The organism is Stutzerimonas sp., assembly GCF_982611455.1.
Map to the genome: position 1 here is coordinate 37,720 of NZ_CEXBBO010000021.1, position 14,773 is coordinate 52,492.

Sequence of the window (14,773 nt, forward strand, 5' to 3'; positions counted from 1 at the left end):
TTCACTCACGGCGCGCCCTCCCCTTGGCCTGTTCCTGCCTTGGTCCGGCCGCCTCGCCTGCCGTCTCGCTTGAGCCGGGCTCAGCGCGCGAGGGCCAGCCGCGTTCGGCCAGCAACGCCATGCCGCGGCCAATCGGGATGTGCGCCAACCCCGCCTCACGATCAACCCAGCCGTAACGTTCCAATTGTTCGCGCGCCGCCGCCCGCACCGCATTGCCGCTGGCCCGTGGATCGTTCTCCAGACGCGGTTCGGGAGGCGTTTGCACCTGTCGTTCCAGCGCCGTCGTGGGCTCTACCGGCTGCTGGTTGTACCACCACAACAGGCCGGCAACGACCACGCCAGACAGGAACAGCACGGCAACAATACTGAGACCAACGATGACCAGTCCCTTGACGTTGGCGTCGTGATGCTCGAATCCGTCTTCCTTCGATTGCGGATCTACCGGCACGCTCATGGGCCCCTCCTCGGCAACAGCGCCAGCGCCAACAACCCGCCCCCGGCCAGCCAGGCGCAGACCAATGCCAAGCCCTGCAGTAATGGTTGAATGTCCGTCAGGCCCGGCAGGCTCAGCCAGACGCCTTCCGCCAGGCCCAGCAATAACGTCGCCACGGCCAAACCGGCAAGCAGCCGCGGGCGTTGGGAAACGGGCCAAAGCAGCGCGACGAAAACCAGCGTCTGCCCGGCCGCGAGCAGCCAGGTCAGCCACAACCAGCCACCCTCGCCACGGTGCTGATACCAGCGTATTTCCTCAGGGAGATTGCCGTACCAGATCACCAGGTATTGCATGAAATGCAGATAGAACCAGGCGAGTACCGCAGCCGCGAGCATCCCGCGCAGTACGCCGGGTCTGCCGGCCCCAGCAGCCAGCGCCAACAGACAGCTGAAAGCGATACCGCTGAGCAGCAGCCGGGCGAACCAGATCAGCCCATACAGGCTGGATTTGAAATGCGGATCAAGTGACATCGCCCAGTCGATTGCCGCCAGCGAAATGCTCAGCACCAGCGCAATCAGCCCGAGTCCGGACGCCGCCGGCCGCGCAACGCTGGTCGGCAATACCCAGCGCGCCAATGCCATCCACAGCAGCAGATAGAGCACACCGCGTGCAGCAAAGCTCGGCCAGGCGAGCCACAAACCACGAAAGCCGCCCTCCTCGGTCGCGGCCCAGTCATACAGCGCGCCAGCGCCGAGCAGCACGGGCAATGCCATCAGCGCGAGCATCGGCAGCGCGCGCCCGCTGGCGACTGCCCAGGGCCATAACTGGTCGCGGGCACTGCCGCTCACCAGCGCCAGGCTGAGCCCAAGACACAAGCCACCCAGCGGCACGCCAGCCAATCCGAGCAAGCTGGCGAGGCTGGCCGCAACAGCTTCACGGGTCGCAAATATCAGGCATAGCAGCAGTCCGGGCAGACCCAGCGCCAGCGCCGCCAACGCCAACCTGCGTGCGTTCATGGCAGCGCCTCCAGCGTGCTCTGGTCGCTTTCCGGCAACGTGCTCAGTTCGGCGCGGCGGCTCAATTGCAGCGCGCGGATATAACCAACGATGGCCCAGCGATCAGCCGGCGCCACACGGGCCGCGTAGCTGTACATCTGCCCATAGCCATGAGCGATCACGTCCATGAAGTGTCGATCCGGCGCGCCGACCAGCCGTGGTTCGACGAAATCCGGCGGGCGCGGAAAACCACGGCTGACCACCGTGCCATTGCCGTCGCCAGCCAACCCGTGACAGGGCGAGCAATAAATCTGGTAACGCTCCTCACCGCGTTGCAACAACGCCATGCTCATTGCAGGGCGCTCGGCCAACAGCGCATCCCTGGCCAGATCGCCGCGCGCCACCGTGCCGGCCGGGGGTACCTGATTGACCTTGCCGTCAGGGAAGAAAACGCTGGCCTCCTGGGCTTTGGCGCGAGGCTGGCGAGCCATGTCATCGCACCCGACAAGCAACACGAACAGCGCTGTAACCGTCAGCCAATGCCTCATGCTGGCACCTCGCTGACCGACACCGCCCGCTCGGCCAGCCACAGCGCCGTTCCCGTGCGCTCGTACAACGGGTCGTCCGCGCGGATGCACAGAAGAAAGCGATCATCGGTGGCGCGACCGAAGGCCTCGACTTCGTGCAACGGATGCCATAGCAACGGCAGCCGACACCGCCATAACAGGCCGAACACGGCAAACAGCGCGGCGCTGCCAATCATCAGCAGAAAGGTGACGATGCTGAACGATTGCAGCGCGATCAGCGGCCGCCCTCCAATCTCCAATGGGTAACTGAGATTGGCATAGACCTGCATGCCCAGACCGAGGGCGGCCCCCACCAATGCACCGACGACGCCGAACCCGTAAACGCTGTTGTTGCGGTGCCCCAACAGCTCCTCCAATCCCTCCACTGGGAAAGGGCTGTAGGCTTCCAGCCGCCGATAGCCCATGTCGCGCGCGGCCCGGGTGGCTTCGAGCAGGGCCTCGGGGTGGGCGTAATCGGCAAGCAGGCCGTAATAGCGCTCAGTCATCGGAGCCACCCCGGTAGCGATGCAGCACTTCCTTGACTTCGAATGTCGAGATCATCGGTAGAAAGCGCATGAACAGCGAGAACGGCACGAGAAACAGGCCAAAGGTGCCGACAAACAACGCCCAATCCCAGAACGACGGGCTGTAGCCCTGCCAGCTCGACACCAGAAAGTCGCGCGTTGGCGGCTGAACGATCAGCATGTAGCGCTCGCACCACATGCCCACCAGCACACCAACGGCAATCGCCAGCATGGCCTTGCCGTTGCGTCGCACCGCCGGCCACCAGAGCGCCTGCACCACGACCAGATTGAAGAAGATCGCCAGCCAGAAGCTCCAGGCGGTGGGCCCGAACATGCGGTTCAGGGTGACGAGAATCTCGTGCTCCTTGCCGGAATAAAACGCAATGAACGGCTCGCTGAAGTAGCCGTAACTGGTCATCCAGGCGCTGGCCAGCAGCAGCAAACCAAGCTTGTTCAGATGCTCGTCGGTAATCAGCAACCGCCAGCCAAAGAAGCGCCGCAGCCCGAGCGCAATGACGATCACCATGGCGAAGCCGGAAAACACCGCGCCTGCCACGAAATAAGGCGGAAACACAGTGGAATGCCAACCGGTCTCGGGGGCCAGATCGAGCAGGAAGGAATAACCGCTCGATACCGAAAACACCAACGGCACCGCGAGCAACGCAATGAAGCGATAGCACCGGCGCCAGTGTCCCCAGTGCGAGGCAGCGCCCCGCCAGCCGAGGGCGAGCAGGCCGTAGAAGACTTGATAGTGCCGCTTGGTCGCACGGTCGCGGGCCGAGGCGAAATCAGGAATCGAACCCACGTAGAGAAACAGCAGCGACACGCCGAGATAGCCGAGCACGGCAAAGAAGTCCCACGCGGTGGGGCTTTTGAACTGCGGCCAGAGCTCCATGGTGTTGGGGTACGGCGCGGTCCAGAAGAACAGCCAGGGGCGGCCCAGGTGCAGGATCGGATAGATGCCGGCGCAGACCACCGCCATCAATGTCATCAGCTCGGCGAGGCGGTTCAGCGAGTTGCGCCACGGCCGGTTGAGTAGCAATAACAGCGCGGAAATGAAGGTACCGGCGTGGCCGATCCCCAGCCACCACATGTAATTGAGGATGGCAAAGCCCCAATTGACCGGAATATTGTTGCCCCACACGCCGACCCCGTTCCACAGCACCACCGTCGCCGCAGCCACGAACACCCCGAGCAGCAAGCAACTGATGCCGAACAGCATCCACCAGGCGCGTCGGTACTGATTGAAGTTGGTCGGGATATCCAGCACCCGCTGCGAAACGTCGCCTAAGGGCATATCGCGAGGCAGGAAATGCGACGTGTCAGCCATCGCTTCCCCCTTTGGATTCCGGACTTAGCGGCGCTGCGTGGCCAGGCAGGACTGGCGGCTCTTCCACCAGACCGAGGTAGGTGGTCTTTGGCCGGGTGTTGAGTTCTTCCAGCAAGGCGTAATGGCGCTTGGTATGGCGTTCGCCGTTTACCTCGGCATCCGGGTCGCGCAGGTTGCCGAAGACGATCGCCTGGGTCGGGCAGGTCTGCTGACAGGCCGTCTTCACCTCGCCATCGACGATTTCACGGTTCTCTGTTCGTGCATTGATGCGCGCCTCGCTGATGCGCTGCACGCAGTAGGTGCACTTCTCCATCACACCGCGGCCACGCACGGTGACATTCGGGTTGCGCTGCGTTTGTAGCGCTGGCGGATCATCGGCGGTGAAGTTGTACCAGTTGAAGCGGCGCACTTTGTACGGGCAGTAGGACGAGCAGGTGCGGGTGCCGATGCAGCGGTTGTAGATCTGCTCGTTCAGCCCGTCCGGGCCGTGTACCGTGGCGTTCACCGGGCAGCCGACCTCGCATGGCGCCTGGTCGCAGTGCATGCAGGGCACGGGCTGGAACGCCGACGTGGGCTCGCGCGGATCGCCGCCGTAGTAATGATCGACCCGCAGCCAGTGCATCTCGCGGCCCATCTGGACCTGTTCCTTGCCCACCACGGGAATGTTGTTTTCCGACTGACAAGCCACCACGCAAGCATTGCAACCGATGCATTGGTCGAGATCGATGACCATGCCCCAGGCGGTATCACCCTTGTCTTGTGGCGGATACAGGGTGGGTAATTCAGGCTTCGGTGGCACTTCCCGATAGGCTTCTTCGCGCGGCAGGCTGCGAATCAGCTCCTTGCCGTGCAAGACATGGTGCGGCTGGGTCGAGGCCAGCTGCACTTGGCCTTCGCGCCGGGTCAGCTGCGCGCCGCGGCGCATCCAGGGTTCGGCGGCTGTGCGTAGCGGCGCGACGTTGTAACCGAGGCCATCACCGACCCGTCCGGCGCGTTCACGCCCATAACCGCCAAACAAGCTCAGGGTATCGTCGGCCTGGCCGGGCATTATCCAGGCGGGGCCTTCAAGGTACGCACCGTCAACGGTCACCTGCAGCCGATCGCCACTGGCGATGCCGCGCTGCTCACTCAGCGCGGGTGATATTCCGATGACGTTATCCCAGGTCAGCTTACTGATCGGCTTGGGCAATTCCTGCAGCCAGCCAAGATTGGCGAAACGGCCATCCCATACACTGGGGTCCGGGCGGAACACAGCTGTCAGCCCCTCGCCTGCTGGCGTTGGTAGATCCCACCGCGGCGACTGTATCGTCACGGCAACCGGCTCGTAAGCTGAGTCGCGGATGAAGCCCAGCTCCAGCGCTTCGCGCCAGGCGGGGTCGTCCAGTTGCTGCCAGGTCTGCCGAACCTGCGCGTGGGCGTCGGGTGACAGCTCGCCCTGAAGCAGCGCGACAATCTCGCTCAGCGAGTGGCTGCTATAGAACGTCTGGACCAGCGGTTGCGCCAGGCATACGCTGCCGTCCGCGGCGCGCTGATCGCACCAGCCATCCAGCGCGTGACTCAACGACAGGTGCCAGTGACTGTGAGCGGCGGTTTCGTCGTAATAGAGCCCGGCATGGATGCGCAGCGGCACTTGCTGCAGCGCCTGATCGAAACGTAAGTTGCCCGGCGCGGTGTGCACCGGATTGCAGTCGAGCATCACCAGCGTCTCGACCTCGCCGCGATCGATCGCGGACACCAGTTCAGGCAGCTCGGCCAATCGCTGCGCGCCTATGTCGAGCCAGGTCACCGGCTGGGTGTATGCCACGGTCAGGCCCAGATTGCCCAGGCGTTGATTGAGCCAATGCACGGCGGCCTGAACGTCCAGCGGCGCGAACTCGCCTACAGTGATCAGGCAGCGACCGCGGCGTGCCTGCAGCTCGTGGGAAAGCGCTTCGATCCAGCGTTGCGCCTCGTCCGGCAGCGGTGGCGCTTCACCCTCGCCAAGCGTCGCAGCCAGCGCCCGAACGTAATCTCGCAGCGCTATGGGCTCGACGCGTCTGCGCTCGGATGCCTTCGCCCCGGTCACGGTCGACAGCGACTCGACAACGAACAATCGCGCCTCACCCTCGCCTCGCGCGGCACGTCGCTTGCGCTCGCTCCAGGCGCGGGCCTGCGGGAGCTCCTTCGGGCCTGCACCCAGCCAGTCGTGTTCGAAGCTCAGCACCCACTCGGCACGTTCGAAGCGGTAATGCGTTTCCAGCGCCTGGCCCGTCGCGCGCTCGGTGGCGGCATAAGCGTCGCCGGCCCATGGCTCGAAGCGGTACAGCCGAGCCTCGGGCCAACGTTCTAGCAGCGCCGTGAACTGGCGTTGCAGAGTCGGCGAGCTGTTCGCGCCCATCAGCAGATGCAGGCCGCGACCGTTGTTGGCATCCCATTCGGCTGCGCGTTCGAACGCGATGCGCTGAAAGGCACTCCAGGTCGTGCTGCGCCCTTGGTATCGCGGCGCTTGGGAGCGATCGGGATCGTACAGCTGGAGAATCGCTGCCTGAGTAAAAGCGGTCGCGGCGCCCCTGCTCGCCGGGTGCTCGGGATTGCCTTCAAGCTTGGTCGGGCGACCGACATGGGTACGGCCCAATACCGGTTGCGCGTACCCGGCGAAAGGGACCGCCGTGGCATACCAGCGCGTCTCGCCGGGAATGACCTTTTCCGGTTGCATGACATAGGGCACGCCATGCTCAGGTTCCTGCCCGCAACCGGCGAGGCCGGCCATGGCCATCGAGGCGCCCATCAATTGTAGAAAGCGACGGCGGTCCATGGCCGGCGCGATACCCGGGAACTCCGCTTCGACGAATTCGGCGAATGCCGGCTCGTCCGCCAGCTGCTCCAGGCTGCGCCAGTAAAGCGGCCCGTGCTGGCCTTCCAGGCGTTGGCGGATTGCGGCGTAGTCGAGCGGGATGCGATCCATTGAGTTACCTGTGGCAGATGTAGCAGTCAGTCAGGTTTTGCGTCTCGATGTGGTTCTCCTCTATCAGGCGCTCGCCAAGTTCGCGGCGATCTTGCTTGGTGGTCCAGCCCATCTCGACCACGGCGTCTCGCGGACGCAGCCGTGGCGCCGGGTCCTGATGACAATCGAGGCACCAGCTCATGGTGAACGTCTCTGCTCGGCTCATCAGCGGCATGGTGTCGACCTGGCCATGGCAGGTCTCGCAGCCAACGCCAGCATTCACATGCACGTCGTGATGGAAATAAACGTAGTCCGGCAGCTCGCTGACGCGATTCCAACGCAGCGGCTCATCCTGCGCCAGGCTCTGACGCACCGGGGCGAGCATGTCCGCTCCGGTCCATATCTGCGAATGGCAACTCATGCAGGTATAGGTCGGTGGTAGGCCGGCGACAGAGCTGACTTCGACGCTGTCATGGCAATAGCGACAATCGATTTTCAGCGCGCCGGCGTGATGTTCGTGCGAGAACGGCACCGGCTGCTGGATAAACCAGCCTTTGCCCGTGATGTAATCCGAGCGATCCAGCACGACCAGCGACACAAACACCGCCACCATCCCACCAAACAGGATGAACAAGGCCAGACGCAGCCACATGTCAGCCGAACGCGGAAAAATCTGAGCCATATGCCTGCGTGCGTTGTTGTATCAATCTGTTTCGGCCACGCATCGCTCCGCGAGTTCACAAATATCGGGAAACGGCATTTCACCGACTCGTAAGCCGGTCGCTCAAAAGTTTTCATATGAGACGGGCTCTGCAAGCGCGCCATGTTATTTCAATAGCAATGAAGTTATGGCAATCGTTATATTAATTCTCGAGCCAGTCATCATCGGCGACATGTAGCAGAAATTATTAAACCGAAACGCAAGAAGGATAGGCTTTGTTGGCTGCGGCGTATCGTTAGCACTCCGACAGTCACTATAATTATCCACAAAAAAACAGGGCCCGCTTTCACGGGCCCTGCTTTTTACCTAACTTCAGGTATAGCACTGAATATTAGGAGCTACGGCCACCGCCGTGGCTGTTTTGGCCGCCTTTCTTGCCGGCTTCGGAAGCCTTCTCGCGATCATTGGCGAAGTTACCTCCACTATTCTGACCACCTTTCTGGCCCGCCTCAGAGGCGCGCTCACGGTCGTTAGCAAAGTTGCCGCCGCTGTTCTCGCCACCTTTTTTGCCAGCCTCGGAAGCGCGCTGTGGGTCGTTAGCGAAATTACCACCGCTGTTGTGGCCGCCTTTCTGACCAGCGTCGGAAGCCTTTTCGCGATCATTTGCGAAGTTACCTGGATTTCCGCTCTTATCATTCGACATGAGATCACTCCAATTACTTTGGTGGTGCTTAAGAATTGGCGACTGCATTACAACCGCCTCACTATCTCGGAGGGCAATAAGCTCGTAAGAGTTCGACGAAAGTTACAATCGACGATGAACGGTTATTTGAAGAAACAACAAGCGAAGCGACTGCAATCAAAAGAAGAGCATGCTGCATAGTAGTTGCGTTTCGATAGCAACGAAACGGCAAAACCAACTGCCATCAGGCTTACGCCATATATATATGTTTGCAGTCTCATGGCGAACCAAAGAAGCGCGCCACTGAATACCGGACGGACCGTTCATCGGGTTCCAGAATCATGTCGACACTGTCAACAAGCTGTAACTCGCCCCAGTCAATCTCAGCTCTATGGAAAGCCGCGAAGGCTGGCGCAAGGACGCGAATCATTCCAAGGACCACCCGAAGGACCACCAACCACTCGATTGAGCTTTTGGAGGCCGTATGAGCAGCAAAACCCTGGAAAAGCTGGTCAAGCAATCCGATCTCAGCGTTAAGCAGCCGCTGGAATTCTGGAAGCAAAAGCTAGACCGCGACACGCGCAACTACCGACCAAGCGCCGCCGCGCTAGCCAGGCGCGCGTCATTCGATATCGGGTTGTGCACAAGCCAGTGACGAATCAACGGCACCCGCCATCGAGCCGCGCTAACCAGCCTCCGCCTTGCGTTCCCGCGTCAGTAGCATCCAAACGATCGTCAAGCTGGCGACAGCCATCAGCGCTGCGCCGAGGAAGATGCTCTGCATACCGATGTAGACGGCCAACACCCCCATGATTGCACCGGACAGCCCCAGCGCCAGATCGAAGAACATGGCGAAGACGCTGAGCCCCGAGCTGCGGTTGGCGACCCCTACCCGGGAAACCACGCCGACGCCCAGCGCTGGATAGAGCAAAGATAGCCCGCACCCGGTCAGGGCTGATCCGGCCAGCGCAATACCCGGCGCCTCGGCGAGCCAGAGCATGACCAGTCCAAGAATTTCGACCACCAGACAGATCACCGCGACCGAGTAGCCGCCTACCCGATTGATCAAGTTAGGGAATAGCAGGCGTGTTCCGATAAAAGCAAAGGCGAAGGCAGTCAGACACCAGGCCGCGCCTTCCCAGCCGCGTGCGTCGTAATACAGCGCGATAAAAGCGGTCAGCGTTCCGTAACCGATGGTCGCCAGCGCCAGACTGACACCAGGCGGTGCCACCTTCCAGAGCACCTTGGCGAACGGCAAGCGTTCGCCGGGGTTGAGCGGCGCATCGCCTCTGCGCCAGGCAAGCGCCAATCCGGTTGCGGCCAACAGCATGGTCACCACACCCAGGCTCCACAACCCCAGCGATTGGGCCAAGAACACTCCCAGTGGTGCGCCGATACCGACCCCGCCATAAGCGGCGACGCCGTTCCATGAAATCATCCGCGCAGTGCTTTCCGGTCCCAGACGGCTAATGCCCCAGGTGATTGCGGAAATACCGATCAGACTCTGTGTGAAGCCAAGAATCAACCGGCTCGCCAGCATCACGCTGATGCTCGCCATTGGCCAGGATTCCAGCAAGGCCGAGATCACTAGCAACACGCCGCTAACCAGGCCGGACGCCATGCCGATCAGCACAGTTTTTTTCGCGCCACGCTCATCCGCCAGCCGCCCGGCAAGGGGACGGCAGAGCAAGGTGGTCAGGTATTGCGCACCGATCACGATGCCCGCAATGGCGGTACTGAAGCCGAGGCTTTCATGGATATAACCCGGCAGCGACGCCAGCGGGATACCAATGGAAATGAAGGAAATGAAGTTGAAGACCACCAGCGACAAAATGAAAAAGGTGTCGTTGGCAGCAGGTGTTTTCGCAGCGGGCATCGGTACGCCTGTTGAGGTGATGAAACGCAAATTGAAGATGACTGCGCCGGAGCAGCGACATCCCGGTGCGGGCAGGAGCAACCCGCCGTGTACCTTTCAATGGGTTATGACCCACAAGCGAACGGTTTCGATCTCGGTAAAGCGGCACTCATCATACAACTGCGATGCGACCGCGGCATTCGCAATCAAACAGGCTTCGCTGCAACAGCCGCTTTCGGTCTACGCCACTGCGGCAACCCGATCAACACCACCGCACTGACGATTACCGTCATCGCCAGCCATTCCACCGTACCGATCCGCTCGTCGGCGAAGGTGATACCCAGCAGCACCGCAACCACCGGATTGACGTAGGCGTAGCTGGTCGCCGCAGCGGGCCGCACATGCTTGAGCAGATAAAGGTAGGCGCTGAAGGCAACGATGGAGCCGAGTAGCGTCAGGTAAGCGAGGGCAAACCAGCCGGCGAGATCGGGCATCTGCTGCATGCGCTCACCGCTTGCGGCGCTGCCAAACAACAACACCACTCCACCCGCCAGCATCTGCGCCGAGCTGGCCATGGCACCACCCGGCAGGTTGAGATGCCGGCTCCACATCGAACCGAGGGCCCAACTCGCCGCCGCGAGCAGTACCAGTACCGCGCCCAGCGGACTCGCCTGCAGATTGTGGCCGAGATTGAGCAGGCCGATCCCGATCAGCCCTAGCAAAATGCCGCCCCACTCCAGCCCGGTAGTGCGCTGGTTCCAGATCAGTCCGAATAACAGTGCAAACAGGGGAACCGTGGCGATGGCCAGCGCCGCCACCGCCGACGCCACGCCAAGGTGCTCGGCGAGAGTCACACCGCCATTGCCGCAACTGAGCAACAGAAAGCCAACGATGGCACACGACCGCCACTCCTTCGCTGTCGGCACAGGTACACCGCGCCAGCGCAGCCAAGCGAACATCAGGCTGCCAGCAATGACGAATCGCAATCCGGCAAGCAGCATCGGCGGCCATGATTGCACGCCAACCTTGATCACGAAGTAGGTGGAGCCCCAGATCAGATAGAGCGCGAGGAATGCGCCCACGAGCAGCAACGGAAAGCGGCGCGAAGACATGGACAGACCCGAGCGGGAAGTGGGACCGATCATTCTAGGCAGGTTGCCAGCACGGCAATAAGCACAGTCAGGTTTTTGTTTGCCGGTGCAGTTTGTCGTACACCTGGTTGCTTCAGCCCCAAGCCAAAGGGATCGTCTCAGTTGGCGAGCAGCGGTCTTTTTGCGCCAAGAAAGCAAAGGCCCCGAAATTCGGGGCCTTTGCTTACGATTTGGTGGAGGGCCAGGGATTCGAACCCTGGGAACGCTATTAACGTTCGCCGGTTTTCAAGACCGGTGCATTCAACCGCTCTGCCAACCCTCCAAATTTGCTACTGCTTCACCTCATGGCATGCTTCTAGGCTTAGCCGAAGATAGGAACTCATGTAAGAGTTTCCCTTCGACGGTTTTCGCGACCGCTGTATTCAACCGCTCTGCCACTGCTCCGCTAGAGAGCGGGCGCAATAGTACCGGAACGAAACACACTGTCAAACTCTGTTATGAGGCCGAAACAAAAGCTCTGCTATGATCCGAAGCAATTCACCTCTGGCTGAATACATTTACAGGAGTGGCGCCATGCTCAAGCAACAATACGCATCTACGCACACGCAGGTTGAACAACAGGAAGTCGGCCGCGTTCTGCGCAATACCTACGGCCTTCTGGCCATCACCCTGGGCTTCAGCGCTCTGGTCGCCTACATGGCCATGCAGGCCAACGCGGCCTACCCGAACATTTTCGTCGTGCTGATCGGCTTCTACGGCTTGTTCTTCCTGACGGTCAAGCTGCGCAATTCGGCCTGGGGCTTGCTCTCCACCTTCGCGCTGACTGGCTTCATGGGCTATACGCTCGGCCCGATCCTCAACATGTACTTGGGCACTGCCAACGGTGGTGAGCTGATCGCCTCAGCGCTGTCGATGACCGCGCTGGTGTTCTTCGGTCTGTCGGCTTTTGTGCTGATCACCCGTAAGGACATGAGCTTTCTCAGCGGCTTTATCACCGCCGGGTTCTTCGTCCTGCTGGGTGCGATGGTTGCGGGCTTCTTCTTCCAGATCAGCGGCCTGCAACTGGCGATCAGCGCCGGCTTCGTACTGTTCTCCTCGGTCTGCATCCTCTTCCAGACCAGCGCCATCATCCACGGTGGCGAGCGCAACTACATCATGGCCACGATCGGCTTGTACGTTTCACTGTACAACCTGTTCATCAGCCTGCTGCAGTTGATGGGCATCATGGGTGGCGACGACTGACAGTTGCCGCATGAATCAGCCCGCTTCGGCGGGCTTTTTCGTTTTGGAAGCTGGCGTATCATGTCGGTCAGTAATTCAACGGTGTCTCATGAAATTCGCCATCGCCCTGTTTTCACCTGCCCATTCCCCTGCTTCGCGACGTGCGTTGCGCTTCGCTGAGGCGGTGCTTGCGGGCGGGCATGAGATCGTCCGACTATTTCTCTACCAGGACGGCGTGCATAGCGCCTCAGCCAATCTGGTGGCAGCACAGGACGAACTCGATATTGGCGAGCAATGGGCTCGTTTCATCGGTACTCACCGGCTCGACGGTGTCGTCTGTATCGCTGCTGGTTTGCGCCGGGGTGTGCTGGATGAACAAGAGGCTAAACGGCACAAACGTCCTGCGGCAAATCTTGCCGCAGGCTGGGAGCTGTCGGGTCTTGGCCAATTGCACGAAGCCACCCAGCAGGCTGATCGCCTGGTCTGCTTTGGAGGTCATTGATGGCGCGCTCGATGTTAATTGTTAGCCGGCACTCGCCTTGGTCCGGTCCCACGGCCCGTGAGGCCCTGGATATCGTGCTGGCCGGCGGCGCCTTCGAGCTGCCCTTGGGGCTACTGTTTCTCGATGATGGCGTGTTCCAGCTTGCCCCGGCGCAGCACGCAGCAAAACTGCAGCAGAAGGACCTGACAGCGAATCTGCAAGCGCTGCCGATGTTTGGTGTCGACTCGCTGTTCGCAGCCAAACGCAGCCTCAGCGAACGCGGGCTGGACGAGGCCGCCTTATCGCTGCCGGTGGAGGTGCTCGATGACGTCGGCCTGAGCACCCTTATCAACCGCTACGACCATGTGATTACCCTCTGATGGCCACTTTACATCTGCTTTCGCATTCCCCTTTTGCGGATAGTCGCCTGGCCAGTTGCCTGCGCCTCCTGGCGTCCGATGACGGTCTACTGCTAAGCGGCGACGCCGTCTACGCCCTGCAGGGCGGCACAGCCCAACGTCATGCGCTGGAGTTGATGCCCGACAGCGTGGCGCTGTTAGCACTGGAAGAAGACGTCACCGCGCGCGGCCTCGGCAATCTGCCTGAGCGCTTGCGACTGGTCAGCTATCCGGGTTTCGTCGAACTGTGCTGCCGCTATGCACGGACCAATTCCTGGTTATGAGCACATTGATCGTAAATGGCGGGAGCATTGCCATCGATCAGGAAGGTTTTCTGGTCGATCTGGACGAGTGGAGCGAACCCGTCGCCGAAGCCCTAGCCCAGGCCGAGGGGGTGAATCTGGAAGCCGAGCACTGGGAGATCCTGCGGTTGCTACGCGAGTTTTACCGTGAATTCCAGCTCTCGCCGGCGACGCGCCCGCTGATCAAATACACAGCACTGAAACTCGGCCCGGAAAAGGGCAACAGCTTGCACCTGAACCGTCTATTCAAAGGCACCCCTGCCAAGCTCGCCGCAAAGCTGGCGGGGCTGCCGAAACCGAGCAACTGCATATGAGCCTGGTCACCCCTGCCGAACATCCTTTCGCCGTCTTCATCCGCATCCTTGGTAAAGGCAAGCGCGGCGCCCGCGACCTGACCCGTGAGGAAGCTCGCGAAGCGATGGGCATGCTGCTCGACGGCAAGGTCGAAGACACGCAGCTCGGCGCCTTTTTGATGCTGCTGCGACACAAAGAAGAAAGCGCGGAAGAGCTCGCCGGCTTCACCGAGGCCGTCCGTGAACGCCTGCACGCGCCGGCTATTGCCGTGGATATCGACTGGCCTACCTATGCCGGCAAGAAACGCCACCTGCCTTGGTATCTGCTTGCAGCGAAATGCTTGGCAGCGAACGGCATCCGCATTTTGATGCATGGTGGTGGCGCCCACACGGCAGGGCGGATGTACACCGAGCAACAGCTGGATTTGCTTGGAATCACCCGTTGCGAGGATTGGACTGCCGCCGCCGCAGCCCTAGACAGCGCCAACCTTGCCTTTATGTCGCTCGGCGCCTGGATGCCCGGCTTGCAGCGGATGATCGACCAGCGCAACATTCTCGGGCTGCGTTCGCCGATTCACTCACTGGCACGCATCCTCAATCCTCTGGGTGCACGTTGCGGCCTGCAAAGCATCTTTCACCCCGGATACCAGGCCAATCATCGCGAGGCCAGCCGCCTGCTCGGCGACACGGCCATCGTCATCAAGGGTGAAGGTGGCGAGATTGAGGTCAACCCGGACGGAATCGCACATCTATACGGCACTAGCGCTGGCGAAACCTGGGACGAAGATTGGCCAGCGCTTTCACCACAGCGTCACGTCAAACCGGCGCAGCTTGATCCGCAGCAACTGTTGGACGTTTGGAAAGGCGGCGAGAATGCCTATGGCGAACTGGCGATCGTCGCAACCATGGCGCTGGCCTTGCGGGGCCTCGGTCAACCGCGCGAAGCGGCGTTCATGCAGGCGCAGCATTACTGGGCGCAGCGCAATCAATCGAGCTGAGTGATGGGTTTGACCCGACA

The 14,773-nt window shown here is 61.3% G+C and carries 17 protein-coding genes and 1 tRNA gene; 7 read left to right on the forward strand and 11 right to left on the reverse strand.

Annotated features, from left to right (window positions below; all coding sequences use genetic code 11):
- Window position 1 precedes the first annotated feature (1 nt).
- The 8 genes from AC2LD7_RS13760 to AC2LD7_RS13795 form a co-directional block, all read right to left on the reverse strand.
- Window positions 2–454, reverse strand: a complete 453-nt coding sequence (locus AC2LD7_RS13760; protein WP_484598296.1) for a hypothetical protein — start codon at window positions 452–454, stop codon at window positions 2–4.
- Window positions 451–1,449, reverse strand: a complete 999-nt coding sequence (locus AC2LD7_RS13765) for a hypothetical protein (protein ID WP_484598297.1) — start codon at window positions 1,447–1,449, stop codon at window positions 451–453. The genes AC2LD7_RS13760 and AC2LD7_RS13765 overlap by 4 nt, the downstream gene beginning before the upstream one ends.
- Window positions 1,446–1,976: a c-type cytochrome gene (locus AC2LD7_RS13770; protein WP_484598298.1), complete on the reverse strand. Its 531-nt coding sequence runs from the start codon at window positions 1,974–1,976 to the stop codon at window positions 1,446–1,448. The genes AC2LD7_RS13765 and AC2LD7_RS13770 overlap by 4 nt, the downstream gene beginning before the upstream one ends.
- The gene (locus tag AC2LD7_RS13775; protein ID WP_484598299.1) at window positions 1,973–2,500 is read right to left on the reverse strand and encodes a DUF3341 domain-containing protein; all 528 of its coding nucleotides are present in this window, start codon (window positions 2,498–2,500) and stop codon (window positions 1,973–1,975) included. The genes AC2LD7_RS13770 and AC2LD7_RS13775 overlap by 4 nt, the downstream gene beginning before the upstream one ends.
- Complete coding sequence (gene nrfD, locus AC2LD7_RS13780; protein WP_484598300.1) at window positions 2,493–3,848, reverse strand: NrfD/PsrC family molybdoenzyme membrane anchor subunit; 1,356 nt, start codon at window positions 3,846–3,848, stop codon at window positions 2,493–2,495. The genes AC2LD7_RS13775 and nrfD overlap by 8 nt, the downstream gene beginning before the upstream one ends.
- Window positions 3,841–6,792 (reverse strand): TAT-variant-translocated molybdopterin oxidoreductase, encoded by a 2,952-nt coding sequence (locus AC2LD7_RS13785; protein WP_484598301.1) that lies wholly within the window; start codon window positions 6,790–6,792, stop codon window positions 3,841–3,843. The genes nrfD and AC2LD7_RS13785 overlap by 8 nt, the downstream gene beginning before the upstream one ends.
- A 4-nt stretch (window positions 6,793–6,796) precedes the next feature.
- The gene (locus AC2LD7_RS13790; protein WP_484598302.1) at window positions 6,797–7,453 is read right to left on the reverse strand and encodes a cytochrome c3 family protein; all 657 of its coding nucleotides are present in this window, start codon (window positions 7,451–7,453) and stop codon (window positions 6,797–6,799) included.
- Window positions 7,454–7,823: 370 nt separating this feature from the next.
- A complete protein-coding gene (locus AC2LD7_RS13795) occupies window positions 7,824–8,135 on the reverse strand; it encodes a con-10 family general stress protein (protein WP_484598338.1) in 312 nt (103 codons plus the stop codon).
- A gap of 463 nt (window positions 8,136–8,598) precedes the next feature.
- Here AC2LD7_RS13795 and AC2LD7_RS13800 point away from each other — a divergent pair, with 463 nt between their 5' ends.
- Window positions 8,599–8,769: a hypothetical protein gene (locus tag AC2LD7_RS13800; RefSeq protein ID WP_484598303.1), complete on the forward strand. Its 171-nt coding sequence runs from the start codon at window positions 8,599–8,601 to the stop codon at window positions 8,767–8,769.
- Between the two features lie 30 nt (window positions 8,770–8,799).
- Here AC2LD7_RS13800 and AC2LD7_RS13805 read toward each other — a convergent pair whose 3' ends face one another.
- The 3 genes from AC2LD7_RS13805 to AC2LD7_RS13815 all read right to left on the reverse strand — a co-directional run bounded on the left by AC2LD7_RS13805 (window position 8,800) and on the right by AC2LD7_RS13815 (window position 11,382).
- Window positions 8,800–9,990 carry an MFS transporter gene (locus AC2LD7_RS13805; protein ID WP_484598304.1) on the reverse strand — a complete coding sequence of 397 codons (1,191 nt, stop codon included), beginning with the start codon at window positions 9,988–9,990 and terminating at the stop codon, window positions 8,800–8,802.
- A gap of 185 nt (window positions 9,991–10,175) precedes the next feature.
- Window positions 10,176–11,081 (reverse strand): drug/metabolite exporter YedA, encoded by a 906-nt coding sequence (gene yedA, locus AC2LD7_RS13810; RefSeq protein ID WP_484598305.1) that lies wholly within the window; start codon window positions 11,079–11,081, stop codon window positions 10,176–10,178.
- A 210-nt stretch (window positions 11,082–11,291) separates the two neighbouring features.
- Window positions 11,292–11,382: transfer RNA gene (locus AC2LD7_RS13815), tRNA-Ser, on the reverse strand.
- A gap of 251 nt (window positions 11,383–11,633) precedes the next feature.
- Between AC2LD7_RS13815 and AC2LD7_RS13820 the strand changes: the two genes are divergently transcribed.
- The 6 genes from AC2LD7_RS13820 (at window position 11,634) to AC2LD7_RS13845 (ending at window position 14,753) form a co-directional block, all read left to right on the forward strand.
- Window positions 11,634–12,302 (forward strand): Bax inhibitor-1/YccA family protein, encoded by a 669-nt coding sequence (locus AC2LD7_RS13820; protein WP_484598306.1) that lies wholly within the window; start codon window positions 11,634–11,636, stop codon window positions 12,300–12,302.
- An 88-nt stretch (window positions 12,303–12,390) separates the two neighbouring features.
- Complete coding sequence (tusD, locus tag AC2LD7_RS13825) at window positions 12,391–12,783, forward strand: sulfurtransferase complex subunit TusD (RefSeq protein ID WP_484598307.1); 393 nt, start codon at window positions 12,391–12,393, stop codon at window positions 12,781–12,783.
- Window positions 12,783–13,142, forward strand: a complete 360-nt coding sequence (gene tusC, locus AC2LD7_RS13830) for a sulfurtransferase complex subunit TusC (protein ID WP_484598308.1) — start codon at window positions 12,783–12,785, stop codon at window positions 13,140–13,142. The genes tusD and tusC overlap by 1 nt, the downstream gene beginning before the upstream one ends.
- A complete protein-coding gene (gene tusB, locus AC2LD7_RS13835; protein ID WP_484598309.1) occupies window positions 13,142–13,444 on the forward strand; it encodes a sulfurtransferase complex subunit TusB in 303 nt (100 codons plus the stop codon). Before tusC ends, tusB begins: the two co-directional genes overlap by 1 nt.
- Window positions 13,441–13,776, forward strand: a complete 336-nt coding sequence (locus tag AC2LD7_RS13840) for a TusE/DsrC/DsvC family sulfur relay protein (RefSeq protein ID WP_484598310.1) — start codon at window positions 13,441–13,443, stop codon at window positions 13,774–13,776. Before tusB ends, AC2LD7_RS13840 begins: the two co-directional genes overlap by 4 nt.
- Window positions 13,773–14,753: a glycosyl transferase family protein gene (locus AC2LD7_RS13845; protein ID WP_484598311.1), complete on the forward strand. Its 981-nt coding sequence runs from the start codon at window positions 13,773–13,775 to the stop codon at window positions 14,751–14,753. The genes AC2LD7_RS13840 and AC2LD7_RS13845 overlap by 4 nt, the downstream gene beginning before the upstream one ends.
- Window positions 14,754–14,773 lie beyond the last annotated feature (20 nt).